At 65.1% G+C, this 24,781-nt stretch carries 24 protein-coding genes; 6 read left to right on the top strand and 18 right to left on the bottom strand.

Annotated features, from left to right (window positions below; all coding sequences use genetic code 11):
* Positions 1-24 precede the first annotated feature (24 nt).
* The 6 genes from H156_RS0101725 to rpsB form a co-directional block, all read right to left on the bottom strand.
* Positions 25-1,011 carry a phosphatidate cytidylyltransferase gene (locus H156_RS0101725; protein WP_010959920.1) on the bottom strand — a complete coding sequence of 329 codons (987 nt, stop codon included), beginning with the start codon at positions 1,009-1,011 and terminating at the stop codon, positions 25-27.
* A gap of 45 nt (positions 1,012-1,056) precedes the next feature.
* Complete coding sequence (gene uppS, locus H156_RS0101720; protein ID WP_017364513.1) at positions 1,057-1,845, bottom strand: undecaprenyl pyrophosphate synthase; 789 nt, start codon at positions 1,843-1,845, stop codon at positions 1,057-1,059.
* 13 nt (positions 1,846-1,858) lie between these two features.
* Positions 1,859-2,416, bottom strand: coding sequence for a ribosome recycling factor (gene frr / locus H156_RS0101715; RefSeq protein ID WP_017364514.1), 558 nt, complete (start codon positions 2,414-2,416; stop codon positions 1,859-1,861).
* A gap of 7 nt (positions 2,417-2,423) precedes the next feature.
* Positions 2,424-3,143 (bottom strand): UMP kinase, encoded by a 720-nt coding sequence (gene pyrH, locus H156_RS0101710; RefSeq protein ID WP_010959917.1) that lies wholly within the window; start codon positions 3,141-3,143, stop codon positions 2,424-2,426.
* Between the two features lie 89 nt (positions 3,144-3,232).
* Positions 3,233-4,114 carry a translation elongation factor Ts gene (gene tsf, locus H156_RS0101705; protein ID WP_017364515.1) on the bottom strand — a complete coding sequence of 294 codons (882 nt, stop codon included), beginning with the start codon at positions 4,112-4,114 and terminating at the stop codon, positions 3,233-3,235.
* 92 nt (positions 4,115-4,206) lie between these two features.
* A complete protein-coding gene (gene rpsB, locus H156_RS0101700) occupies positions 4,207-4,977 on the bottom strand; it encodes a 30S ribosomal protein S2 (RefSeq protein WP_010959915.1) in 771 nt (256 codons plus the stop codon).
* A gap of 233 nt (positions 4,978-5,210) precedes the next feature.
* Between rpsB and map the strand changes: the two genes are divergently transcribed.
* The 3 genes from map to H156_RS0101685 are packed head-to-tail and all read left to right on the top strand — an operon-like array spanning position 5,211 to position 8,966.
* On the top strand, positions 5,211-5,996 hold the full coding sequence (gene map / locus H156_RS0101695; protein ID WP_010959914.1) for a type I methionyl aminopeptidase: 786 nt from the start codon (positions 5,211-5,213) through the stop codon (positions 5,994-5,996).
* The gene (gene glnD, locus H156_RS0101690; protein WP_017364516.1) at positions 5,974-8,607 is read left to right on the top strand and encodes a [protein-PII] uridylyltransferase; all 2,634 of its coding nucleotides are present in this window, start codon (positions 5,974-5,976) and stop codon (positions 8,605-8,607) included. The genes map and glnD overlap by 23 nt, the downstream gene beginning before the upstream one ends.
* A 41-nt stretch (positions 8,608-8,648) precedes the next feature.
* Positions 8,649-8,966, top strand: a complete 318-nt coding sequence (locus H156_RS0101685) for a DUF6763 family protein (protein WP_017364517.1) — start codon at positions 8,649-8,651, stop codon at positions 8,964-8,966.
* Positions 8,967-8,974: 8 nt separating this feature from the next.
* On the opposite strand, the gene ald is transcribed toward H156_RS0101685, so the two are convergent.
* The 8 genes from ald to H156_RS0101645 form a co-directional block, all read right to left on the bottom strand.
* Positions 8,975-10,075, bottom strand: a complete 1,101-nt coding sequence (gene ald / locus H156_RS0101680) for an alanine dehydrogenase (RefSeq protein ID WP_017364518.1) — start codon at positions 10,073-10,075, stop codon at positions 8,975-8,977.
* Positions 10,072-10,503 carry a host attachment protein gene (locus tag H156_RS0101675; protein WP_010959910.1) on the bottom strand — a complete coding sequence of 144 codons (432 nt, stop codon included), beginning with the start codon at positions 10,501-10,503 and terminating at the stop codon, positions 10,072-10,074. Before H156_RS0101675 ends, ald begins: the two co-directional genes overlap by 4 nt.
* Positions 10,504-10,628: 125 nt before the next feature.
* A complete protein-coding gene (gene glk / locus H156_RS0101670; RefSeq protein WP_017364519.1) occupies positions 10,629-11,639 on the bottom strand; it encodes a glucokinase in 1,011 nt (336 codons plus the stop codon).
* A 4-nt stretch (positions 11,640-11,643) separates the two neighbouring features.
* Positions 11,644-12,096 carry a DUF411 domain-containing protein gene (locus H156_RS0101665; protein WP_010959908.1) on the bottom strand — a complete coding sequence of 151 codons (453 nt, stop codon included), beginning with the start codon at positions 12,094-12,096 and terminating at the stop codon, positions 11,644-11,646.
* A gap of 26 nt (positions 12,097-12,122) precedes the next feature.
* A complete protein-coding gene (locus H156_RS0101660) occupies positions 12,123-12,542 on the bottom strand; it encodes a secondary thiamine-phosphate synthase enzyme YjbQ (protein WP_017364520.1) in 420 nt (139 codons plus the stop codon).
* 59 nt (positions 12,543-12,601) lie between these two features.
* Positions 12,602-13,228, bottom strand: a complete 627-nt coding sequence (locus H156_RS0101655; protein WP_017364521.1) for a DUF1826 domain-containing protein — start codon at positions 13,226-13,228, stop codon at positions 12,602-12,604.
* A gap of 136 nt (positions 13,229-13,364) precedes the next feature.
* Positions 13,365-13,781, bottom strand: coding sequence for a YbaY family lipoprotein (locus tag H156_RS0101650; protein WP_017364522.1), 417 nt, complete (start codon positions 13,779-13,781; stop codon positions 13,365-13,367).
* Positions 13,782-13,818: 37 nt separating this feature from the next.
* Positions 13,819-14,958: an ABC transporter permease gene (locus H156_RS0101645; protein ID WP_017364523.1), complete on the bottom strand. Its 1,140-nt coding sequence runs from the start codon at positions 14,956-14,958 to the stop codon at positions 13,819-13,821.
* Positions 14,959-15,129: 171 nt separating this feature from the next.
* Here H156_RS0101645 and H156_RS0101640 point away from each other — a divergent pair, with 171 nt between their 5' ends.
* Positions 15,130-15,390 (top strand): hypothetical protein, encoded by a 261-nt coding sequence (locus H156_RS0101640; RefSeq protein WP_017364524.1) that lies wholly within the window; start codon positions 15,130-15,132, stop codon positions 15,388-15,390.
* A 45-nt stretch (positions 15,391-15,435) separates the two neighbouring features.
* Here the strand turns inward: H156_RS0101640 and rbbA are convergent, their stop codons facing one another.
* From rbbA to H156_RS0101625, 3 genes are read right to left on the bottom strand one after another with little or no spacing between them, the layout of a single operon-like run.
* Positions 15,436-18,159: a ribosome-associated ATPase/putative transporter RbbA gene (rbbA, locus tag H156_RS0101635; protein ID WP_017364525.1), complete on the bottom strand. Its 2,724-nt coding sequence runs from the start codon at positions 18,157-18,159 to the stop codon at positions 15,436-15,438.
* A complete protein-coding gene (locus H156_RS0101630) occupies positions 18,156-19,121 on the bottom strand; it encodes an HlyD family secretion protein (protein WP_017364526.1) in 966 nt (321 codons plus the stop codon). The genes rbbA and H156_RS0101630 overlap by 4 nt, the downstream gene beginning before the upstream one ends.
* A gap of 45 nt (positions 19,122-19,166) precedes the next feature.
* Entirely contained in the window at positions 19,167-22,352 is a 3,186-nt protein-coding gene (locus H156_RS0101625) for a discoidin domain-containing protein (RefSeq protein WP_017364527.1), read from the bottom strand.
* Positions 22,353-22,511: 159 nt separating this feature from the next.
* On the opposite strand from H156_RS0101625, the gene H156_RS0101620 reads away from it, so the two are divergent.
* Positions 22,512-22,952, top strand: a complete 441-nt coding sequence (locus tag H156_RS0101620) for a putative lipoprotein (RefSeq protein WP_026597561.1) — start codon at positions 22,512-22,514, stop codon at positions 22,950-22,952.
* On the opposite strand, the gene H156_RS16910 is transcribed toward H156_RS0101620, so the two are convergent.
* Positions 22,943-23,107, bottom strand: a complete 165-nt coding sequence (locus H156_RS16910; protein ID WP_017364530.1) for a hypothetical protein — start codon at positions 23,105-23,107, stop codon at positions 22,943-22,945. The two genes, H156_RS0101620 and H156_RS16910, sit on opposite strands and share 10 nt — an antisense overlap.
* Before the next feature lie 9 nt (positions 23,108-23,116).
* Between H156_RS16910 and H156_RS0101610 the strand changes: the two genes are divergently transcribed.
* Positions 23,117-24,730, top strand: coding sequence for a hypothetical protein (locus tag H156_RS0101610; RefSeq protein ID WP_017364531.1), 1,614 nt, complete (start codon positions 23,117-23,119; stop codon positions 24,728-24,730).
* Positions 24,731-24,781 lie beyond the last annotated feature (51 nt).

Genomic DNA, 24,781 nt, shown 5'->3' with positions numbered 1-24,781 from the left:
CCAGATGTCTGCCGACGCCGTGGTTTACTCTTCCGGAGCCGATTCTTCGGCCCCGGCATCGCTGGCCTCCGGCTCGGCCTCTTCCTGTCCCATCGGTTCCGGAGCGGCTTCACCGCTTTCCGGCTGGATCGGCTCGACCTGAACCGGCGCGCCCTCCATGTCGGTAGGTACTTCGATCGTCACGGGCTCGGCGGTCTGCAGGAACAGGCCAAGCAGCATGGAGCCGGCATAGAATACCGCGACCGAGGCCAACAAGGCGTCGATCCGGTCGAGCACGCCGCCATGGCCGGGCAGCAGCGAACCGCTGTCCTTCACCCCTCGCTGCCGCTTGAGCAGGCTCTCGAACAGATCGCCGCCCACCGAAATCACGACGGTGACCAGGGATAGGATGACGAAATCGGCAATGGTCAAAGGCTCCAGCTTGAACCAGAGACCCACGGCGACCGCCAGGATGGCCGACACCGCCAGGGCCCCGTACAGTCCCTCGACCGTCTTGCCGGGGCTGATTTCCGGCATCAGCTTGGTGAAACCCCATCTGCGCCCCACGAAATAGGCGGCGATGTCCGCGAAGGAAATCAGCACCAACAGGTACAGCGCCTGCGCGGCGCCGAAATTGAAGCGCAGCCAGATGAAGAGGATCCAGGAGGTGAGCAGAATGAACCAGCCCAGTCCCAACTTCAGCCCGACCGGCAACCGGATGGCGAGTGCCTTGTCCGGCCTGGCCCGGAGCAGCATGCCAACGGCGAACCACCACGCCACCACCGGCCACATCAGCCAATCGACCGTATACGGTGCCCAGAAACTGGCGGAGGCCATGGGCACGCCGAGGGCGACCAGGAATGCGATCCGTCCCGTGCGACTCTCCACACCGGAAACGTCCGCCCATTCCCAAGCGGCAAGCAGGATGACGCCTCCCCAAACCGCCGAAAACGCGGTGGGCTTGAGCAGGAGGACGGCTGCGATGACCAGGGGCGCCAGGACAAGTGCCGTAATCAAGCGATTTTTGAACATGGCGGAATCGGATTGGATGAGTGGAAAAATCTTGGCGGAATGAAGTCAGGGCATGCGGCCCGCGACCTGATCGCCGGTAAAACCGAACCGGCGCTGCCTGCCGGCATAGTCCTCGAACGCGAGATCCAGCGCCCCCTCGTCGAATTCCGGCCACAGCACCGGCGTGAAATACAGCTCCGTGTAGGCCAGCTGCCAGAGCAGGAAGTTGCTGATCCGGCGTTCGCCGCCGGTGCGGATAAAGAGGTCGGGCTCGGGGAGGTCGGCCAGTGCAAGCTGTTGCTGCAGTCTGTCCGCCGTGATCTGCTCGGGCGACAGCTCGCCTCGTCGGACCTTCTCCGCCAGGGTCTGGGCCGCCTGGACGATGTCCCAGCGCCCGCCGTAATTCGCCGCGATGGCCAGTTGCAAGCCGGTATTGCTGCGGGTCAGTGACTCGGCGGCGTCCATCCGCTCACGCAGCGCCTCGCCAAAGGCCGCGCGGTCGCCGATGATACGCAGGCGCACGCCGTTCTGGTGCAGTTTTTCCGTTTCCCGTTCCAGCGTCGACAGGAACAATTCCATCAGCACGGAGACTTCCTGCTCGGGCCGCCGCCAGTTCTCGCTGCTGAACGCGAACAGCGTCAGCGCTTCCACGCCGCGCTTCGCGCAGTGCTCCACCACTTTGCGGACCGCCCCGACGCCGGCGCGGTGGCCGGCGGTGCGAGGCAGATAGCGCTCTTGCGCCCAGCGGCCGTTGCCGTCCATAACGATGGCGACATGGCGGGGGATGCGTCGCATCCTGGCGCCATCTTCCGGGGCAGACGCCACCGGCTTGACATTGTCCGGCGAAAAGACCATGGATCGCAGCGTGTCAAACGGCAAGCAGGTCGGCTTCCTTCTGCTCCAGAAGCTTGTCGATTTCTTTGATGAACTGATCCGTGGTCTTCTGAATCTGTTCCTGGCTGCGACGGTCCTCGTCCTCGGAAATCAGCTTTTCCTTGAGCGCCGCCTTGAGTTCGTTGTTGGCATCCCGGCGGATGTTGCGGATCGCTACCCGTCCGTTCTCGGCCTCCTGACGCACCACCTTGATCAGATCGCGGCGGCGCTCCTCGGTCAGCGGCGGCAGCGGCACCCGGATGACGGTACCGGCAGTGGAGGGGTTGAGCCCCAGGTCCGAGGTCATGATCGCCTTTTCTATGGCCTGGACCATGTTCCGCTCCCAGGGGGTGACCGCCAGGCTGCGGGCGTCCTCCACGGCGACGTTGGCGACCTGGGTCAGCGGCACCTCATTGCCGTAATAAGACACCCGGATATGCTCCAGCAGGCTCGGGTGGGCGCGTCCGGTTCGAATCTTCGCGAATTCGTGTTTCAGAGCCTGGATGCTCTTTTGCATCCGTTCCGCGGTACGTTTCTGTATGTCGTTGATCATAGGTTCATTACCCCGTTACCAGCAAAGATCCGATGTCATCGCCCCGAATCAGACGCATCACCGCGCCCTGACGAAAAACGTTCATGACCCGCAGCGGCATCTTGTAATCGCGGCACAGCACCAGCGCCGTCGTGTCCATGACATTCAGGCGCTGATCCAGCGCCTCGTCGTAGGTCAGACGCGTATAGAATTTCGCTTCCGGGTTTTTCACGGGATCGGCCGAGTAGACGCCGTCGACCTTGGTCGCCTTGATCAGCAGGTCGGCGCCGATCTCGATGGCTCGGAGGCTGGCGGCGGAGTCGGTGGTGAAGAACGGATTGCCGGTGCCCGCGGCGAAGACCACGACCCGCCCTTTTTCCAGATGCCGGACCGCACGTCGGCGGATATAGTCCTCACACACCTGGTTGATCTTGAGGGCCGACATGACACGCACCGGCCGCCCCAGATTCTCGAGGGCGTCCTGCATGGCCAGGGCGTTGATGACCGTGGCGAGCATGCCCATGTGATCGCCGGTCACACGATCCAGCCCTTCCGATGCCTTCTCGGCGCCGCGGACGATGTTGCCGCCCCCGATGACCAGGCCGACCTCGACGCCGGCCTGGCACAGCTCATCGATCTCCGTCGCCAGCCGCTTCAGGATCTCGGCATCGATGCCCGCTCCCTGGTCTCCCATCAAGGCTTCGCCGCTGAGCTTGAGCAAGATACGTTTGTATACCGGTTCTGTCATAAACCCGTCGGAAGCTGGTTGATCCATTCTGCTCGGGCCGTCCGGCCCGGGAGGCTGCCCGGCGCGCCAGGGCGCCGGGCGAGGATGCCTCAGGAAGCGCGCACCTGCGCCATCACTTCTTCGGCGAAATTGGTTTCTTCCTTCTCGATGCCCTCGCCGACTTCAAAACGGACGAAGCGCACCACTGAAGCGCCTTTGGACTGTAGGAGTTTGCCCACCGTCTGATCGGGATCCTTGACGAAGGGCTGACCCACCAGGGTGATCTCGCCGAGGAACTTGCCGATCCGGCCTTCGACCATCTTTTCGACGATGTTCGCTGGCTTGCCGCTGGCCTGTGCCTGGGCACTGAAGATTTCCTTCTCCTTGGCGATCACTTCGGCCGGCACGCCCTTCTCGTCACAGCACAAGGGCTTGCTCGCCGCGATGTGCATGGCGATGTCCTTGCCCAGTTCGGCGTCGCCGCCGACCAGTTCGACCAGCACGCCGATCCGGGTGCCGTGCAGATAACTCGCGATCCGGCCGTCCTGGCTGCTCAAGCGCTCGAAGCGGCGTACATTGATGTTCTCGCCGATCTTGGCGATCATCTCCCTGCGCACCTGGTCCACCGTCGCGCCCGCCCTCATCTCGCCAGCCAGGAGTTCTTCGACGGTCATCGCGGAAGAAGCCAGAGCCACGGCGGCGACGTCGTCGGCGAACTTGACGAAGTCATCGCCCTTGGCCACGAAGTCGGTTTCGCAGTTGACCTCGACGATGGCCGCGGCCTTGCCGTCCTCGCTCACCTTGGCGCAGATGCGCCCTTCGGCGGCGGTACGGCCGGACTTCTTGTCGGCTTTGGCCAGCCCCTGCTTCCTCATCAGCTCGACCGCGGCTTCCAGATCGCCGCCGGTTTCCGTCAGCGCCTTCTTGCACTCCATCATGCCGGAACCGGTCCGTTCGCGCAGTTCCTTCACCATTCCCGCAGTAATGCTCATTACAGCCAACCTCTCGTATGAAAACCGTTGATCAATCCAAAAAAACGCCTCCGGGCGGAGGCGTTTTTCACGACACTGCCGGGTGTGGGCCGTCAGCCGCCCAAGGTCTCGCCCGTGGCCCCCTGCTCCGTTTCCGGCTCCATTTCCACAAATTCGTCCGCCACCGCGCCAAAATCCACACCGGACGCCTTGCCGCGCAGAATCGCCGTCGCGGCGCTCTGGGCATACAACTGGACCGCCCGAATGGAATCGTCGTTGCCCGGAATCACATAGTCGATGCCGACGGGGCTGTTGTTGGTATCCACCACGCCGACGACGGGGATGCCCAGCTTACGTGCCTCACTGACGGCGTTCTTCTCGTAACCCGTATCGATGATGAACATCACGTCGGGGAGACGATCCATGTCGCCGATGCCGCCGACGTTGCAAACCAGCTTCTCCAGCTCGCGCATCATGCCGAGGGCTTCCTTTTTGCTGAAGCGGTTGAGACGGCCATCGTCGCGCATGGCCTGCAAGTCCTTCATCCGGGCGATGGACGCCTTGATGGTCTTGAAATTGGTCAGCATGCCGCCCAGCCAGCGGTGATTGACGTAAGGCATGCCACAGCGCCGGGCTTCTTCTTCGATGACCTTGCGCATGGTCTTCTTGGTGCCTACGAACAGAATCTTACCGCGGTTGGCGGCGACCTGCTCCAGGTATTTCATGGCATCGTTGAACAGGGGCAGCGTCTTTTCCAGATTGATGATATGGATATTGCTGCGCGCGCCGAAGATGAAAGGAGCCATCTTCGGATTCCAGTAACGCGTCTGGTGCCCGAAGTGAACGCCCGCTTCGAGCATCTGACGCATGGTAACTGAGGTCATCGGTTTCTCCGTATAATGTCTGGCCGGGCCGGCAGCGCCCAGCGGTAGGGTTGCGCCTCCACGCATCCCGGCCGGCGACCGTTCCCGACGGAACGGCACCCCACCGGCCGTGACGATGCATGTGTGGTGTGTTGCCAAATAAAGCCGTGCTTTATACCATAGCAGCGCCTTTTGGACAATCAACCCTCCCTCCTTCCACGGATCGGGAGCCCTCCCGTTTCCGCCGTAATTTCATGAGCATCAGCATCAAGAGCGCCGAGGACATCGAGGGCATGCGCGTGGCCTGCCGCCTCGCCGCTGAAGTCCTCGACATGATCGCGCCCTACATCAAAGCGGGCATCACCACCGAGGAAATCGACCGGATCTGCCACGACTTCATCGTAAACGAGCAGCACGCCATCCCTGCTCCGCTGAATTACAAAGGCTTCCCAAAGTCGATATGCACCTCGGTCAACCACGTCATCTGCCACGGCATTCCGGGCCCCAAGAAGCTGAAGAACGGCGACATCATCAACGTCGACATCACGGTCATCAAGGATGGCTTCCACGGCGACACCAGCAAGATGTTCTTGGTCGGCCAGGTCAAACCCTATGCCCGGCAACTGGTCGACGTCACCCGTGAAGCCATGTACCTGGGCATACGTGAAGTGCGGCCGGGTGCCGCGTTGAACCGGATCGGCGCCGCCATCGAGCGGCATGCCAGCAAATACAATTATTCCGTGGTACGGGAGTTCTGCGGCCACGGCATCGGCCGCGAGTTCCACGAAGAACCGCAGGTGCTCCACTATTTCGAACCGAAACTGGACATCCGCCTCGAAGCGGGAATGATCTTCACCATCGAGCCGATGATCAACCAGGGCAAGCGTCACATACAGATGCTCTCCGATGGCTGGACTGCCGTCACCAAGGACCACAAACTGTCGGCGCAATGGGAACATACCGTGTTGGTGACGCCGACGGGCTATGAGGTGCTGACACTGCGGCAAGAGGAAGATTTTGGACGGACCGAACTCGGATAGAGCACACGACCGGCATACCTTCGACCGGATCGCGGCCTGCAAGGCCCGGATCCAGCACAACACCGCCGAGCTGGCCGAGCGGTTCCGGGCCGGCACGCCCGTCGCCGACCTGATCCGGGAGCGTACCGCTTTCATCGACCACCTGCTCGGCGAAGCCTGGGACCGGCGCATCGGCCAGGGTGCCACCGACGTGGCGCTGGTGGCCGTCGGCGGCTACGGCCGCGGTGAGCTGCTGCTGCATTCCGATGTCGACCTGCTCATACTCCTCGACGAGGCCGCACCGTCGTCACGCAAGCAGGACCTGTCCGATTTCCTGCGCCTTCTCTGGGACATCGGCCTCAAGCCGGGCCACAGCGTGAGATCGCCTGCCGAATGCGCGGAAGCAGCCCGGACCGACCAGACCGTCATCACCAACTTGCTGGAAGGCCGGCTGCTGGTCGGTTCGGCCGCGCTGTGGGAAGCGGTGAGGAGCGAAACCGCCCCGGAACGCATGTGGTCGTCGGCGGCCTTCTTCGAGGCAAAGATGGCCGAGCAAAGGATTCGCTACTCCAAGTACCACAACACCGCCTACAACCTCGAACCCAACGTCAAGGAAGGCCCCGGGGGCCTGCGCGACATCCAGCTCATCGGCTGGATCATCCGCCGCCACAGCGATGCGCGGGGACTGCAGGACCTCGTCGCCCACGGCTGGCTGACGGATGCCGAATACCGGGAACTCAAGGAGGCACAGGCATTCCTCTGGCGAATCCGCTTCGCCCTGCACGCCCTCACCGGCCGCTGCGAAGACCGGCTGCTGTTCGATTACCAACGCGAACTCGCGGGGCTCTTCGGTTACCGGGGCGAGACCAGCAACGAGGTCGTCGAAGGCTTCATGCAGGATTATTTCCGCACCGTCACGGGGGTGGAACGCCTGAACGAGCTGCTGCTGCAGCTGTTCAACGAAGCCGTGCTGCACCGCGATGACGCGTTCTCGCCCACGCCCGTCAACGATCATTTCCAGGCGGTCAACGATTACCTCGAGGCCATCCACCCCGCGGTGTTCCGCGAGCACCCCCTGGCCCTGCTGGAAGTGTTCCTGATCCTGCAGAAAAACAGCGCGCTGGAAGGCGTCCGTGCCGCCACCATCCGTCTCATCCGCCAGCATATCCATCTGATCGACGACGCTTTCCGCAACGACCCCGAAGCCTGCCGGCTGTTCATGGACATTCTGCGCCAGCCGGGCGGCGTGACCCATCAGCTACGGCGGATGAACCGCTATGGCGTACTCGCCGCCTACCTGCCCGAATTCGGCCGGGTCGTCGGCCGCATGCAATACGACCTGTTCCATGTGTACACGGTGGACGAACACACGCTGTTCGTGGTCCGGAATCTGCGGCGTTTCGCCCTGGAGGAATTCCAGCAGGAAAACCCGCTGTGCTACGAACTGTTCCAGCTCATCGAAAAACCCGAGCTGCTCTATATCGCCGCATTGATGCACGACATCGCCAAAGGCTCGGGCGGCGACCATTCGGAAGTAGGCGAAAGGATCGCAGAGGAATTCTGCCGGCGCCATCGGATCGGGCCGAGGGAAACTCTGTTGGTGAAGTGGCTGGTGCGGCATCATCTGGTCATGTCGATGACAGCACAGCGCAAGGATCTGAGCGATCCGGAAGTCATCCACGAATTCGCCCAAATCGTGCGCAACCAGAACACACTGAACCATCTTTATCTGCTCACCGTCGCCGACATACGCGCCACCAATCCCTCCCTGTGGAACTCCTGGAAGGGCGCGCTGTTGCAGGAGCTCTATACCAGCACCAGCTGGACCCTGCGGCGCGGACTGGACACCCCGCCGGACTACGCCGAACAGATCTCCGCGGCCAAGGACGAGGCACGGACGCTCCTGCAGCGCTTCGGCCTGGCCGAAGATGCCATCACCGCCGTGTGGGAGAACATCGGTGACGATTATTTCCTCCGCTTCCTCCCCGAGGAAATCGCCTGGCACACCACTGCCATCGCCGCCTGCCGGCCGGAACATCTGCCGCTGGTCCTGCTGCGGCCGGAAAGCCTGCGCGGCAGTGCCGAGGTGTTCATCTACGAACGCAACCGCGACTTCCTGTTCGCCCAGACCACCGCCGTGCTCGACCAGCTCGGTCTCACCGTGCTGGACGCCAAGATCATCGCCTCGCGCCAGGGATTCGCGCTGCTCAGTTTCAATGTGCTGGAACGGTCCGGCACGGCACCGGAAGGATTGTTCCGCCTGGTCCAGATCTGCGACCGGCTGAAAGAAGCGCTGAGTGGCGGCGGCGCTCCGCCGCCTGCAGTCAGCCGTCTGGCCACCCGCCAGATCCGACACTTCACCGTGCCCACCAAAGTGTTCTTTCACGACGACCCGCAGAACCGTTTCAGCATCCTCGAGCTGATCGCCACCGACCGTCCCGGCCTGCTGTCCAAGGTGGGACAGGCATTCATGCGGACGGGCATACGCCTGCACAATGCTAAAATCTCCACCGTCGGCAGCCGCGCCGAAGACATCTTCTTCATCACCGACCGGGAGGACCGGCCGCTGGACGGGGAAGCGGACCGCGCGGCATTGCGACGGGTGCTGATAGAATTCGTCGGCGATCAGTGACAGCGGCAGCTCGCTGCTGGCGCGACAACCAGGAGGAATCTATGGCAATCGCAATACCGGTGGTAGACAACTGGTACGAAGAGCGGGACACCGGCCGGCAATTCAGGATCGTGGCCGTGGACGACACCGGTGACACCATCGAAATCCAGTATCTGGAGGGAGATCTGAGCGAGTTGGACCGGGCTTCCTGGGACCAGGCCGCGATCATCGAGATCGAAGCCCCGGAAGACTGGAGTGCGCCTTTCGACGATGTGGAAACCGACGATCTGGGCTACAGTGACCCCGACCTCCACCTCCCCGACACGGACGACCTGACGCTGGACGACGTGCTGGAGGACGAAGACAAGGAACCGTACTGAGGAAACGGCTAGCCGGGAAAGGGACGGTAGCGATCCAGCAGGCCGAGGTCTTCTGCCGCCGCCCGGCAGGTGATATGGCCGTCGTAGGTGTTCACGGCCTTGGCCAGACCTGGGTCGGCCCGCAGACATGCCTCGCCTTCATCGGCCAGACGCAGCAGGTAAGGCAGTGTCGCCTCGGTCAGCGCCAGGGTCGAAGTCCGCGGGTAGGCTCCCGGCATGTTGGTCACACAGTAGTGGATCACGCCGTGCTCCACGTAGACCGGGTGGGAATGCGTGGTCGGTCTGGAAGTCTCCACGCAGCCGCCCTGATCGATACTGACGTCGACGATCACCGACCCCATCGGCATCGACCTCACCATGGCATCGGTCACGATGTAATCGGCACGGGCCCCCGGCTGCAGCACCGCCCCCACCACCAGATCGGCATCGCGCAGAGTCTCGGCCAGGCGAGCGCCGTCCGAGAGGAAGAACTCCAGTCCCGGCGCCCGCCGGCACAGGGCCTCGCCCTTCGCAGGCACCAGCCCCATGACCTGGACGTTGGCGCCCATGCCCCAGGCAGTGAGGGCGGCATGCGAGCCGACCACGCCGTCGCCGATCACCACGACCTTGCCATGGCGCATACCCATGACCTCGCCGAGCTGGACTCCCCGGCCGCCGTTGAAGCGCGCCAGATAATAAGCGCCGACCTGGGCGGCCATGTTGCCCGCCACCGCACTCATCGGCGCGAGCAGCGGCAGACGCCCTTGCGCATCTTCCAGTGTCTCGTAAGCCACCGCCGTGGTGCCGCCATCCAGCAGCGCCCGGGTCAGACCGGGGTCGACACCGGCCAGATGGAAGAAGGTGAACACCGTCTGCCGCTTGAGGTAAGGATATTCCGAGGGCACCGGCTCTTTCACCTTGACCACGAGGTCGGCCGCCCAGGCGTCGGCCGCGTTCACCAGCCGCGCTCCCGCCGCCATATATTCCTCGTCGGCAAACCCCGAGCCGAGGCCGGCCGCGACCTCCACCAGCACTTCGTGCCCGGCGTTGACCAGGGCCGCGACCCCTTGCGGGGTGACGGCCACACGGTTTTCCAGGTCCTTGATTTCCTTGGGTACGCCGATTTTCATGAGAAAATGTAACTGCGGATTTCCTGTTCGGTTTTCTGCACCAGATTCTTGTCCAGGGTCTTGCTGACCAGCTTGGCGGTCGGACCGCTCAAAGCTTGCCGCAATAGTCCGAGAAACTCGGGGGCCGCGATCAGGATGAGCGAGAGGCAATCGCCATTGACCCGCGCCTGTTCGAGGCGGTCGGCCACCCGTTTGGCGAACACCTGCGCCTCATGCTGCTTGGCATCCTGCGGCTTTTCGTAGTCGTGGCGCCCTTCGGTCGAACTGTTCAGCATCCGCCCCGGCCGGTCGGAGGTCAGATCCTGCTCTTTGGCTCGCCCCTCCGCATGTACCAGATCATCGATTTCCTTGAGCGGATTCAGTCGATTGTCGATGGCAAAGATTCGCGCACGGCTGCTCTCTGCGGCAACCACCCATGTCTTGAACATAGTTTCCTCCATGTTCCAATGGTGAATAAAGGGTGCAATCGCAAACGGATTATTTCCGGCTTCTGCCGGGTCCGTCCGCCTGCATTCTGCCACAATCGATCCGGCTTGGAGCGCCCTGCGCCCCGTCAAAGCATGGCCGAGGCGGCATGCGCCGCCCCCAGCAGGGCCGGCTGGGGATGGATGGCGACCCGCACGGGAAGTCGCCCCAGGAGGGGGGACAGCCTCCCCTTTGCCGTGAAAGCGGCCATGAACCTCCCCGCCTGCAGGACCGGAAGGATTTTCGGCGCGATACCCCCGCCCAGGATCACGCCACCGAGCGCGAGCGACTTGAGGGCCAGATTCCCGGCTTCCGCCCCGTAGATTGCCGCGAAGAGATCGAGCACCGCGGTGCAAAGGGCGTCACGCCGTTCCAGTGCCCACTCGGCGATGATCGGGGCACGGTCGGGAGCGCTGGCCAGGGCGGCGTGCAGTGCCTCGCTTTCCGGCGCCACGCCGGCGTGACGCAGATAGTCGTAGAGATTGGCCAGCCCCGAACCAGACAGTATCCGCTCGTAGCTGACATGCCCGCAGAAGCGATCCCGCAGGAAGGCGAGCAACCCCTCTTCCAGCGGTCCGTTGGGGGCGAAATCGCTGTGTCCGCCTTCGGTCGGCAGCGCATGGTAGCGCTCGCCATCCCAATACAGGATGGCCTCGCCCAATCCCGTCCCCGCGGCGATCACCGCGACGTTTCCGGATCGCGGACGGCCGGCGCCGGGGTTCAGCTCCACCCAATCGTCCTCGCCCAACCGGTAAGCCATACCCAGGGCCATGGCCTGGACGTCGTTCAGCAGGCGCACTGCACTCACCCCCGTCGCCGCCGCAAGTTCCCGCTCGGACAGAACCCACGGCAGGTTGGTGATTTCGCAGCGGCCTTCGCTCACCGGTCCCGGCACCCCGAAACAGGCGACTTCGGGCCTCCGTTCCTCCTGCCCATCCAGGAACGCCGCCACCACCGTCTCCAGCGAGGCATAGTCCGTGCTGGCGAAAATCGCCTCGCTCAGACTGACCAGCCTGTCGCCCCAGCAGTCGAACAGCCCGAGGACCGTCTTGGTAGCGCCGACGTCCCCCGCCAGCAGCACGTTCGTCGGCCGGCCCAAAGGATCACTCTCCCGTGTAGTCGTGCACGGCGTGGACGCTGCCGTCCGGCCCGAAACCGACGACTCGGTAGGCATCCCTGCGGCCACCGGCTTCCATCCCCGGTGTACCGGCCGGCATGCCGGGCACGCTCAGCCCCAGGAGGGGCGCCTTGGCTTCCAGCAGCTTGCGGACATCCGCCGCCGGCACATGTCCCTCGATGCGATAGCCGCCGATCACCGCGGTATGGCAGGAGGCCAGGTTCTCCGGCACGCCCAGTTCGCGCTTCACCGCGGCCATGTCATCCTTGACGATGTCCTTGACCGCAAAACCGTTGGCCTGGAGGTGTTCCACCCATTTCTTGCAGCAGCCGCAGGCCGGACTGCGGTAGACCATCGCCTCGACGGGAGCGGGCCGTTCATTGGCGGACAAAGGAAGGGCGGCGCACAGTGCCAGACCCCAAAATATCATTCTGCGCATATCGGCCTCGGTGTCAGATTCATGAGTCAGTCGCCGTGCAGGGTGGCCACCAGGGAACGGCTGCCGCCGTGGTTCCGGTGCTCGCCCAGATAGATTCCCTGCCAGGTTCCCAGGGCCAGCCGGCCCTGCCGTAGGGGAACGGTCACGCTGTTGCCGACCAGAACGGCTTTGATGTGGGCCGACATATCGTCGTCCCCTTCCAGGGTATGGCGGTAATAGGGCGCGCGCTCCGGCACCTGGGCCAGGAGATACGCCTCGAGATCGCTACGCACGTCGGCGTCGGCGTTTTCGTTGATGGTCAGGGAAGCGGAAGTGTGTTGGATGAAGAAATGGGCGATACCCTGACGGAACCGCGCGAGTTCGGGCAGGTTCGCCGTGATTTCCGCGGTGACCAGATGGAAGCCCCGCGAGCGGGGCTTGAGAACGATCGTCTTCTGAAACCACATGGATGCGCCGCTGCCGCCCTACACCCGGAATAATCTACCACAGTGCAGGCCGGAGCGGGTCAGGCGCCGTGCGGCACGTCGACGGTCAGCAACAGACGTCGGGGCATTTGACCCAGTCCGCGGGGGAAATCCAGCACCTGTCTCGCTTTCGGCGTGGTGATGGCAATGCCATAGGGCGGCACCAGGTCGGGGGAGGCGGCGACGGGGTACATGCCATCGACCACCTCCGCCTCCCCATCCGCCCGCACCGGCTCGAAGCGCCGCGGTTTGGGAGCGCCTCCATAGAGACAGGCCAGCTGCAACCCGCCGGTTTCCTCGTCGAGGGTACCGGCGTCCAGGATGCGGAGCCGCAACACCGCGTACTCGGTCCGGTGCCAGTCGCACCAGCGGCAGGTCAACTGGGTGACATCCCACACCCATGCCCGGTAGCCAGGAATGTCCTGGGCCCAGGCGAGCAGCGAACGGAAGTCGAAGTTTTCGAAGTCGATGCTGCGCCGCACGTCGAGCCGTACCATCTGCCGCAGCACGGTATCGATGAAACCGCCCATGACCGCATCGGGCTCACGGTGACAGACCCGCAGGTCCACACCGGGCTTGATCTCGCGGAACAAATCGTCCGTATCCTCGGCTATCGCAGCCACCAGCTCCGCATCACCCTGTGCGATGACTTTCGCCAATGCCGCCATGTCTTGCCTCCTTCGAACTGGAACCGATCGAGCGTGCACCGATTTCCAAGCAAGGTTCACTCCAACATGAAAACAAGCATAGTCGAGGAATATGACAACTCATATCTCGGCACGGCGAAACGGCCTGTTTCTCTCCCTAAGGACCGCCGACCCGGTGCAGCTCCAGATCGGCGCGGTCGGAGTGGCCGAACGTCAGCACCGGCACCCCGTGCCGGGACGCGAGGACCGTCTCGCCATCCTGTTTGACCACGGCTCTCACCCGGTAATGGCGGTCCTCCGCCACCACCCGCCGGTCGAACGACACTTCGAAGGACACCGGCGACGAACCGGGCCAGGTGTCCTCGGCCATGCCGACCAGCACCGGCCGGACATCTTGGCGTGTCACGTCTTCCAGACTGACGATCAGTTCCGCGTTCGGATTCAGTTCCACGCGGTCGCGCCAGCTCACCGTGCCGGTGACTTTGCCGAAATGAGGATTGGTTTCATCGCTATGGAACAGGCTGCATGCAGGCAGGAACAGCGAGGCGGCCAGAGCGAAAGCCGGGAATTTCATCGGGACTCCTTGGGAAATGTGAGAAAAGAAACACGGTTCAGCCCACCTGCCGTGCGACGGTATGCCTGAAGCGGGCCAGAGCCAGCAGAAAAAACAGCGCGCCGATGCCGATCATGATCAGGAACTGCGGCCATACGGCAGAGAAACCCGCGCCGCGGTAAAGCACGGCCTGCGCGATCTTGACGTAATGCGTCGAGGCGAAAAACGCCATCACCCGCTGAATCGGTTCCGGCATGCTGTCCAGCGGAACGGTATTGCCGGACAGCGTGGTGATCGGAAACACCACCAGGATGCACAAGAGACCGAGCTGGGGCATCGAACGGGCCACCGTGGCGAGGAAGATGCCGATCGCCGTACAGGTGAACAGATACAGCGCCGTCGCGGCCAGGAACAAGGGCAGCGATCCCGCCAGCGGCACGCCGAGCACGCCGCCCACGACCAGGGTCAATGAAACACCGACCGCCACGACCACGACCAGACCGTTGGCCCATATCTTCGCGCACACGATTTCGAACGGACCGAGCGGCAGCGTCAGCAGATGCTCGACCGTGCCGCGCTCCCGTTCCCGCATCAGCGCGGCACCGGAGGTGATGATGGATAGCAGGTTGACCACGTTGATGAGCACCATCACCGAGACGAACCAGCTTTCCTGGGCATTGGGATTGTACAGGGTGCGTATCGCCAGATTGACGCCGGCAGCCGGGGGAGCCACCCCGTTCCGGCCGAAACCGGCGGCTTCCTCGCGGATGATCCGCTCGATGTAGCCGGCGCCGATACCGGCCTGGCTCATGGCCGTCGCATCGACGTCGACCTGGATTTCCGGCTGTCTTCCTGCCAGGAAGTCGGCCTGAAAGCGGGGCGGAATGTCGATCACGAAGGCGTAGCGCCCGGCATCGAGCATGCCGTCCACCTGGTCCATCGGCAGCGGATCGGGCCGCAGGAAATAGGGCTGCGGCAGAGCGGTGACGATCTGCCGGGACAGCGCGGAGCGGTCCTCGTCCACCACCGCCACCGCGCCGTTCCGGAGCTCCAGCATGCCGCGGCTGGCGGGGATGTAGATCATCACGGTGAATCCATAGACGATCAGAGCCAGCATGGCCAGGTCGCGGCGGAGGCTGGCCAGCTCCTTCAGCCCCAACCTGAAAATCGTGCGCAGACGCCCCCCGTTTCTTGTCACGGCATTCCAGCCGGAAACCTGGCTGGGCGCAGGGAGGACTCAATCACATAAAGATGGTGTGGTTTTTCCGTCTGGTCCATAATTGCCGCACGATTGATGCCGTGTTTCCCCAACAAGACACGATACGGCGCATCGTTCACACGTCGATACACAACTATATCAGGAGGACCGATGGACCTTTCAGTCATCGCGATCGCCGTAGGTCTGCTGGCCTATGTGCTCTATGCCGTCTATTCATCGCCCGCCGCCGGGAGAAAGGCACCGGCAGGCGCGGCGGAAACCGTCACGCCGGACGAACCGCCGATCCTGGCCCAAACCGTCGAACAACCGGCGGAAACCACCGCCGAGGAACCAGAACCGGCCGCCGCCGATGCCGGCGACGCCATACTGCCGCTGGAGACGGAAACGGCCGCGGAGACCCCCGCGGGCTGACCGGGCATACCGCCGCCGGGCGGAACCGCCGTCCGCCCGGCGGGCTCAACGTCCCCGGCTGGGGAGCAGCGCGAGGCTGAGCCCCAGATAGCCCAGCACGAAGGCCAGCAGCACGACGTGGTCGGGGTAGAGTTCGGGGAAGCCCAGGGCCTTGGTGAACACTCCGACGCTGATGGACAAGAACCAGGAAGTCGGAAACCCGTAGCCCATCACGGCCGCCGCGCCGGTCTGGGAGGCCACCGGCGCCAGGAATCCGGAAAAATTGATGGCGGGCACGATGGACAGCAGGAACGCGGCGAACAGGGCGGCGATCTGCGAGCGCGTGAACGCCGAAATCAGCAGTCCCCAGCCGGTGGTTCCGGCGACGGCCAGCATGGCCCCCAGCAACAGAGCCGACAGGTCCCCCTTCACCGGTACGCCGAACAACCACAGCGCCAGCGCAATCAGGGACAAGGCGTTGACCAGACCCACCACGACGTAGGGAAGCTGCTTGCCCAGCAGGAACTCCAGACGGGTCGAGGGCGTGGCATACAGATTCGTGATCGAACCGATCTCTTTTTCCCGCACCACGCTGACCGCCGTGAGAATCGGCGGAATCACCGCCAGCATCACCGCGATCACGCCCGGCACCAGGGCGTAGACGCTCTTCAGATCCGGATTGTAGCGGAAACGGGTTTCCACCCGCAGCGGCGGAGCCTCTGCGCGAGCCGGGCTTTCATCCATCATGTCGCTGCTGAAACGGGCGTGCACGGCCTCCACATAGCCTTGCACCGTGTTGGCGCGGAACGGGATGCTGCCGTCGATGCGGACGCCCACCTCGACAGGACGCCCGGCCTTGAGGTCGCGCCCGAAACCCGGCGGAATCTCCACGGCGAAGTTGAGCTGGCCCCTCGCCATCCGTCTCGAGATATCGTCGTCGTCTTGCAGCGGCTCCCGCTCCTCGAAATAGCGCGAATGGGCGAAGTGCTCCAGATATCGGCGGCTTTCCGGCGTCCGGTCGTAGTCGAGGACCGCGTAGGGCAGATGCTCGACGTCCAGCGAAATCCCGTAGCCCATGACCACCATCAGCAGCATCGGCCCGAGCAGCGCGAAGGCGAGGCGGATCGGATCGCGCGCCAGTTCCATGGTTTCACGCCAGACGTATGCCTTGAAGCGGCGGGGACTGAACCAGGGGCTGGCGGCGGGTGCCGGTCCGGCGCCTTCCGGAACGAGGGAAGGAACCACCGGGGCGACACCGGCCGTGGGAGCGCTCTCCCGCTCCAGGCAAGCGATGAAGGCGTCCTCCAGCGAGGGCACCCCCGCCTCCCGCACCAGCTCGGCGGGCGCGCCCTGGGCGAGCACCCGTCCCGCGTGCATCAGCGAGATGCGGTCGCAGCGCGCCGCCTCGTTCATGAAATGGGTCGAGATGAAGATCGTCACGCCTTTCTCGCGCGACAGCTCCACCAGTAGCTCCCAGAAACGATCGCGGGCGACCGGATCGACGCCCGAAGTCGGCTCGTCCAGGATCAGCAGCTCGGGATCGTGGACCAGCGCCACTGCCAGTGACAGACGCTGGCGGATACCCAGCGGCAGCGATTCGGCCAGAGCATCGAGGTGCCCGGCCAGATGCATGCGGGCCACCAGCTCTGCGATCCGGGCTTCGAGCGCGGAAGGCGCCAGTCCGAAGATATGGGCATGCAGTTCCAGGTTCTGCCTGACCGTCAACTCGGTGTAGAGCGAAAATCCCTGCGACATGAAGCCGATGCGGCGGCGCATCGCCGCATTCCCCGACGCCACCGGCTGGCCGAACAGCGAGGCCGAGCCGGCGCTGGCCGGCAGGAGTCCGGCGAGCATCTTCATGGTCGTGGTCTTGCCGCAGCCGTTGGAGCCGAGGAAACCGAAGATTTCGCCGCGCTCGATCCGGAAGCTCACGCCGTCTACGGCCAGGAAATCGCCAAAGCGGCGGGTGAGCCCGACGGCCTCGATCGCCGCCTCGCCCCGGCCGTTCCGGCGCGGCGGGATCACGAGCGCCTCATGCCCCCGCCTTTTCTCCGGCGGCAGCAGGGTCACGTAAGCCGACTCGATATCGGTAGTGCCGGTGCGATCCAGCAGTTCCGCCGCGGTCCCGCTCGCCAGAACGCGGCCGGCGTCCATGGCAACCAGACGGTCGAAGCGCGCGGCCTCCTCCATGTAGGCGGTGGCGACCAGGACGGTCATGCCGGGCCGCTCCTGCCTCAGCGTATCGATCAGCTCCCAGAACTGCCGACGCGACAGCGGATCGACACCGGTGGTCGGCTCATCGAGGATCAACAGCTCCGGCTCATGCAGCAAGGCGCAGCAGAGGCCGAGCTTCTGCCTCATCCCGCCGGAAAGCTTGCCTGCCGGGCGATCCCGGAACGGCGCCAGTCCAACCGCCGCCAGCAGGCGCTCGATCCGCCGGCGCCGCTCCTTTCCGTCAAACCCGAACAGCCGGCCGAAAAACTCGGCGTTCTCCCACACCGAGAGCGTCGCATACAGGTTGTGCCCCAGACCCTGCGGCATGTAGGCGATACGGTGGCGCAAGCGCCGATGCGCCTTGGGATCGGCGATGTCCGCTCCGAACACTTCGATACGCCCGGCCTGCAGCGCCCGGACGCCGGCGATCAAACCCAGCAGGGTCGATTTCCCCACCCCGTCCGGACCGACGAAGCCGGTCAGTCCGCCGGCGGACAATTCCAGCGAGATACCCGCGAGCGCTTCGACCTTGCCATAACGGTGGCGGCACTCCTCGACCCGGATGATGGCGCTCATCGATGCAAGGGCGGCCAGGACGCCTCCGGCGAAAGCTTGACGTACGCCACGCCGGGCATGCCGGGCTTGACGAGGCCGCGGTGGGCGCGCAGGAATTCCGGATCGACCTGGGCCTTCAGGCGGAACATCAGCTTCTGCCGCTCACTCGAAGTCTCCACCTGCTTGGGCGTGAACTGGGCCTTGGGCGAGACGAACACCAGGCGCGCCGGCAGCGGCAGATCCGGCAGGGCGTCCAGCACGATGCGCGCCTCGCCGCCGATCGCCGCTTGCCCGGCTTCGGCTTCGCCGAGGTAGAGAATCATATAGACATCGTTCAGATCGATGAGGGTCAGCGCCTTGCCACCCCGGGGGAGCACCTCGCCCGGCTCCGACAGTTTGTACAGGACCCTGGCCTCCTTGGGGGCCAGGAGCACGCTCTCCTTCATCACCGATTCGATCCGTCGCTTTTCGGCGGCGACGGCGTCGATCCCGGCTTCCGCCTCGCCGATCCGCGACTGGGCCGCATCGAGCCGGGCCACGGCGTTGCTCAGCTCGGTGCGGTCGCGATCCAGCTTCTCGGCCGAAACCGCCGCCTGCTCGACCAGTCGGGACGAGCGCCTGAAGATGTTCCGCGCCAGTTCCAGATCGTGCCGGGCTACCCGCAGCATCTGCCCGGCATAATCGAGCGATTCCCGCGCCCGCTTGAGCTCCGCCTCGATGTTCTGCAGTTGCGCTTGTTCCTCGCTGGTATCGATGCGGAGCAGCGGCTGCCCCGGAACGACGTCGTCGCCCTCGTACACCAGCACCTCGGTGATACGGCCGCCGTATTTGGCGCCCAAGTCGATCTCCGTAGCCTCCAGTCGGCCATTGCCACGGGCGATGCCGGGCGGCAATTCACGGGCGTGGCGGTCGCGCCAAACGCCAAGACCCACGGCGCCAACGACCACGAACACTGCAGCCAGGGCGATTACGGCTTTGCTCACGCGGAACTGTCCGATGTCAATGATCAGTGACCGACCGACGCTGGTTCAATACCGGATCTCGACCTCCGCCGGCACGCCTTCGATCCTCAGCTCGGCGCCCGTGAAACCGGAAACCGCGGTGCCGTTCACCTTCGCCGCCTGGATCGGCCTGGCCACCGGCGGCCGTATCCGGATGCCGCCGGGCGGCACGGCCAGGCGTCCGTCGATGTGCAGCTTCAAAGTCTCGGCGCCTTCAGTCCGCAGACCGTAATCGAGCAGGCCATGGACGGTAGGCAGGCGGCGGACCCCGACTTCGGCGCTGGCCGCATTGTATAGCCATTCCGCGGGAATTCCCGCGGCGAGCACCAGCGAATCTTCGGCATCGTCCTCATAGGCGAAACAGCTCCGCAGCGAGCGGATGAATTCCGCGCCGATCCAGGAATGCGGCATGTCGCCGATGAACCGCGGCGCCTCGGGGTTGCGCCACACCACTTCGGCCCACTGGCGCCAGGCCTGGGGCCGCTGGTCGCGCAGCAGGGAACGCAGGACCTCCCAGGCGTCGTCACGCCGCCCCAGCCGCACCAGAGCCTCGACGAGGCGCACCTCGTACGGCGTGTAGCCGTCGTCGCCGTTGCCGTCGCGGCGCTTGCGGAAGTGCGCGAGATAATCGTCTAAGGTCTTGGCCAGCGCGGCCTGCGGCAACCTTCCGGCCTCGCCCGCGATCGACACCATGATGGCGACGGCGTTGGGGTCGATGTCACCCAGGTCGGCCGAGGCCGGGATGTAGTCGATGTGCTTACGCGCCATGGTGGCTTGCAGCGCGGCATGAAGGTGGCCGCCGAACTCCGCCGCCATGTGGCTCCAGCTTCCCGCGTGGGCGTGATCGCCCAGGACCTTCGCGAGCATCACCGCATCGCGGATGCCGCGCAGAGTCCAAAAGTCGTCCCAGAACGCATGTACCGGCTGCGAGGCATAGCCTTCGTGGCTGATCGAGGCCGGCATCAGACCGTAGAAGGCCCGGCCCTCGCCGCTCCGGTAGACCTCGGTCATCCGCTGGTGCCGCAGCGCGTCGACGTGGCCCATGGCTGCGACGATGTGGGGCCACAGCGCCTGCACGAACTCGAGGTCGCGGGTATGACGGTAGTACTCGGCCACGGTGTAGACGAACTCGCCGTGGCTGTCGTTCTCCGGCACACTGTCCGGGCCGCGGCTGTCGATACAGCAGGGAATGGCGCCGTCCGCGCTCTGGAACCGCGCGTACCATTCGAGGAAGCGCTTCACTTCCTCGCCGCGTCCCAGCATGAGCAGGGCCGAGGACATCAATGCGCCATCGCGGATCCAGCTGCGGGCATAGGTACGGGAACCCGGCTGCAAGGCCGGACCGTCGCGGTTCACCAGGATGTAGGCCAGATTGGCCCGGAGGCTCCGCACCAGGTCCCGTTCGGATTCCGGCAGCAGAAAATCGGGCCCGGCCAGCGCCTGCCGCCAGTAGCCGACCGCCTCCTGCCACAATCGGGCTCCCAGGGTCTCGCCTTCGGCCTTCAGCGCCGTTTCGACGGCCAAGGACGAACCCTTCTTGCGCTCGGGAACGGCGATGAAGATCTCCCGTGCCGCTGCCGGCCCCAGCTCCAGATCGAACCTCCAGGCTCCCGATGCATACCCGGCGGAATCGGAAGCCACGGTGCGCGGCGGCAGCCGGGATTCACCCAGAAAATCGGTGATGTCGCCCTGGTCGAAACCGGCGGCGCCGAAGCCGTCGGGCGGATTCATCGCTACCAGCGCGTCGGCGCCGTCCACTTCGAGTACGCGGCCGGAAGCCTCGATCCGATGGATCGGACTCACCCCGCCCTTCATGTTGAGCGACTGCCAGGGCGGGTTGACCTGGAACGGACGTACGGCCAGGAACAACCTGAGCCGGCGCGCCGTCACGGCGCGGTTTGCCACCCGGTAGCGGGCGAGCGACAGCGGAGCGTCGCCGAGCTTACCGGCGAACCCCGTCACCTCCAGGCTCAGGTCCCCGTAGTCGCGTTCCACGGTCGGCAGAGGCAGATCCCCCTGTTCCAGCGATTGCGAGAGCCGCCCCTCGTTCCAGCCCAGCAAGCGGCCGTCCGCATACAGGAACGGCTCCACCGTGAAGCCGCCGCGTTCCGTCTCCAGCGCCCCATCCATCCCCAAGAGCCCCTTGCGGTGGCCGCCGTTGGCGCCAACCAGCGTCCAGTACGTCTGCTCGCCTCGGAAATAGCGCGGATAAGCGCCGCGCGCCTCATTGCGGGCGATGTGCTCGAACAAGCGGTTGGGGGAAGCGGCGAAATCGGGCGGCTTCACCGTCAGCTCGCGGAGCGCGTAGCCCTTGCCGCAGGCGCTCTTGCGCAGTTCCAACCGGAGGTAGCGCGATTCGATCTCCGGCAGCGGCAGGTAGTCGCGCCGGCCGTTGCCATCCGCCACCCGGTAGACGCCGCGCCAACGCCGGCCGTCATCCGAAACCTCCACGGCATAGTCCCGCGCGTGGCACTCCCCCTCCCAGGCGAGGACAAGCCCACCGTATTCGCGGCGCTGGCCGAAATCGAGCCGGAGCCACTGGCGTGCAGGCATGGATGCGCTACGCCAGACGGTCTGCGTCTGCCCATCCAGCGCATTCTCCGCGCCGTCCTCGCCGCTGGCGGAGGATGCCGACACCTTGGGCTGCCCCCGGTAGTCCACCACCGCATCGCGCCGCTCGAAGCGGAGATCGTCCAGCCACAGCGTACCCTTGCCGCCGGCCGCCGCGGTCAGCGCGAACTCGATGCCGCCCAGAGCCAGCAACGGTGCACCGCCCGAAGGCCCCCAGGCGAAGTCGATGGCGGACTTGCGGATCGCCTGGAGCTGCCAGCCTGCGGGCAACCCCTTGGCCTCGCGCCGGTGCCACCAGACGTTCTGCGCGCCGGGATCCAGCAGCTTGAACTCCAGGGTGTTGGCCGGCCCCGCGCCCTTGGCGCGGAAACTGAACGCGTAGTTTTCCGGCAAGGGAAGCTCGAAATGCTTGCGCAGGATGACGTAACCCGCACCGCCGGCGAACTCGAAGTCCAGCCTGAGGCCCCTGCCCTCGAACCCACCGTCCTGCTTCAGTTCGAAGCGCGTGCCGGGCGAACCTTCCGCCGTCCAGCCGGACAGGGTCTCGAAATCGTCCAGCACCTCGGTCCCGCCACCCGCGGCCAACCCCCACCACAACACCAGTCCCCAGGACCAGGCGGGACTGCGAAATGCTTCAATCATCCGATCTCCAAGACTGCAATGAATTCCTCGAGTGCGACCCCACGCTCCATGCGGTCGATTGGGCATGAGCGAGGCCATGGAATATGATTGAATCACATCACGCGAGCACAAAGCTCCTCGTCTCCCCCAATCGACCAACTCACCCAACCCGGTCAGTCCATGTCTCTCAAAACCAAAGCATTGCTCTTACCCGCAGTCGGCCTGGCCCTGCAAGGCTGCTCGTTCTCGTACAGCTCGGAAAGCTCGGTCAAGACTTCCGCCAGTCCCTTCACCTCGTCGGCTTCGATGTCCGAATCCAGCTCGTCGAGTTCGAAGTCGTCGCAGAACAGGAAGGCGCATTACGAGAAAAGCGTCACCGAATACACCACCGAATTCGCCCGATCCGGCAGCAACGACACCGTGGCGTTCTATGCCCGGATCAGCCAGCTGGCACAGGAATATGGCATCACCGGCTGGGACGGCGACAAGGGCACCTATGTCGCCATCGGCAAGGGACTGGCCGGCGCCAGACTGGGCCAGCCACAGTACGAGGCGCTGCGCCGGCTACTCGCGAATGCCGATCCGACCCGTATGCAGTACATCGACGAGGGTTACCACTGATCCGGCTCGCCGTTTTCGCGCTGCTGGTCCTGCCGGCGACGCTGCGCGCCGCGGAGGCCCATTCCGCCCGGATCGACTATCTTTATCTCGACGCCAACGAGGGCCAGGCGGCGGGAGGCCATGCGGCGCTGCGGTTCGGCGACGACGTCTACCATTTCGAATACGTGGAGGGCGGCCTGATCCGGGCCGCCCGCCAGGCGTTCGAACCGTTCCGCCGGCTTTACACCGAAACCGAGAACCGCACTCTCCACATCAGCCGGATCGCGGTGACGCCGGTCGTCTACACGGCCCTGCGTGAGCGCTTCGAGAGCCTTCTGCGCCGGCAGAACGCCCAGTTCGAAGTGCCAGCGGCGTTCCACCGTGACGCCGAACTCCTGGCGCTGCTGGCACGCCCCGCCCCACAGCCGGGTCTGCCGGTGAAAGGACTCGGCCTGTTCGAGCCGGCCGGGACGGACCGTCCCGAAGACCCGGCGCTGGCCGGTCTGCGCACCCGCGCCCTCGCCCGATACGGGGCCGACGGCCTTCGGACGCGCATGGCGTCGGTCCGTCAGGCCATCTCGGCGCTACGCCCGGGCCCGCCGGACGACCCGCTGCCTAGCGACGCCAACCACTCCCCGCCCTGGCGCTACCGTTTCGCCGACCGCTACCACGACTTCCATGCGTTGCTGGAAGCCTATCGGCTGCTGGAACGCGCCGCCCCGCTCCGGCGCGACGCCTGCCACGCGCCGGCCGGCCGCGAATTCGCGCTCAGAGCGGACGAGACAGAGACGCTGCGGAACTTCGCCGGCAAACTGGAAGATTGGGTGCTGGCGGCGCTGGACCGACCCCGTCCCGACCAGGGCCCCGGCCTCCTCGTCGCCTTCGCCCGCCTGGAGGCCCTGGGCAAGACCCTGCGCTATGGCCGGCTGGTGTTCCTGGACACGCTGAGCGAACCGGAACCGGCCGTGCTCCCCTGGAGCGGCGCCCCGCCGGTCTTTACCACGGCGGATGCCGACTTCCGCCTGGCCAGGCGGGAGCTGACCGGTGGCCGAGAGCTCGACGAAGTCGGCTACAGTCTGCTGGAAAACGCGGCGAACCGCCGGCTCGAGGCCCGCCGGGCGCTGGCGGGCAAGGCGCCGTTCCGCCTGCGCATCCCTCCCGGACTCATGCCCGCGCGTCCCGGAACCCCCACGGAAATCGTCCGCCCCGCCTTGGCCGCGGAGGCCATGCAGGATGCCGCGGCGGCCTTCCTGGCGGCCGAGAGCGCCCAGCGGGAACGGCTGGCCCAGATCTACCGCTATCACCTGGTGGAGCGGAACTGTGTCACCGAGCTGTTCCGAACCCTGAACGACGGCCTGGCCGGACTGAACGAGAGCGACACCCGGGCACTGGGCGGACACATCGAGCCGACGGCGGCCGACGCCATTCCCTTCGTCTCGGCACAAAGCGTCGAACGCCGCTACCGCATCACGGAATCCCTCGAACTCGCCTCGCGCCGCAAGCTTTTCCTCGAAAGCCTCGATGCCGAAGCCTACCTCGCCGAACTCAGCCCCCTGAGCTCCGCGATCTACCGTCACAACGACGAGGACTCGCTGTTCCTGTTCTTCACCGACGACGCAACGTGGCCGCGTCCCCTGTTCGGCGCCGCCAATCTGGCCGTCGGCACCGCCGAAGCCCTGGCCGGTATCCTGACCCTCCCCTTCGACGCCGGCCGCACCCTCCACCGCGGCCTCCGCGGCATGCTGGTCAGCCTGCCGGAGCTGGCGTTCTTCAATATCCGTAAGGGCACCTTCCGCTGAGTCCGGGGCCGAACCCGGCCCGCCGACTGCCGTTTCGTTCGACGCGCCGCC

Origin of the sequence: Methylococcus capsulatus str. Texas = ATCC 19069 (assembly GCF_000424685.1) — a bacterium.
In the GTDB taxonomy this organism is placed as follows: domain Bacteria; phylum Pseudomonadota; class Gammaproteobacteria; order Methylococcales; family Methylococcaceae; genus Methylococcus; species Methylococcus capsulatus.
Note: the sequence above shows the minus strand (reverse complement) of the source record. Positions and strands in the feature narration are given on the sequence as shown.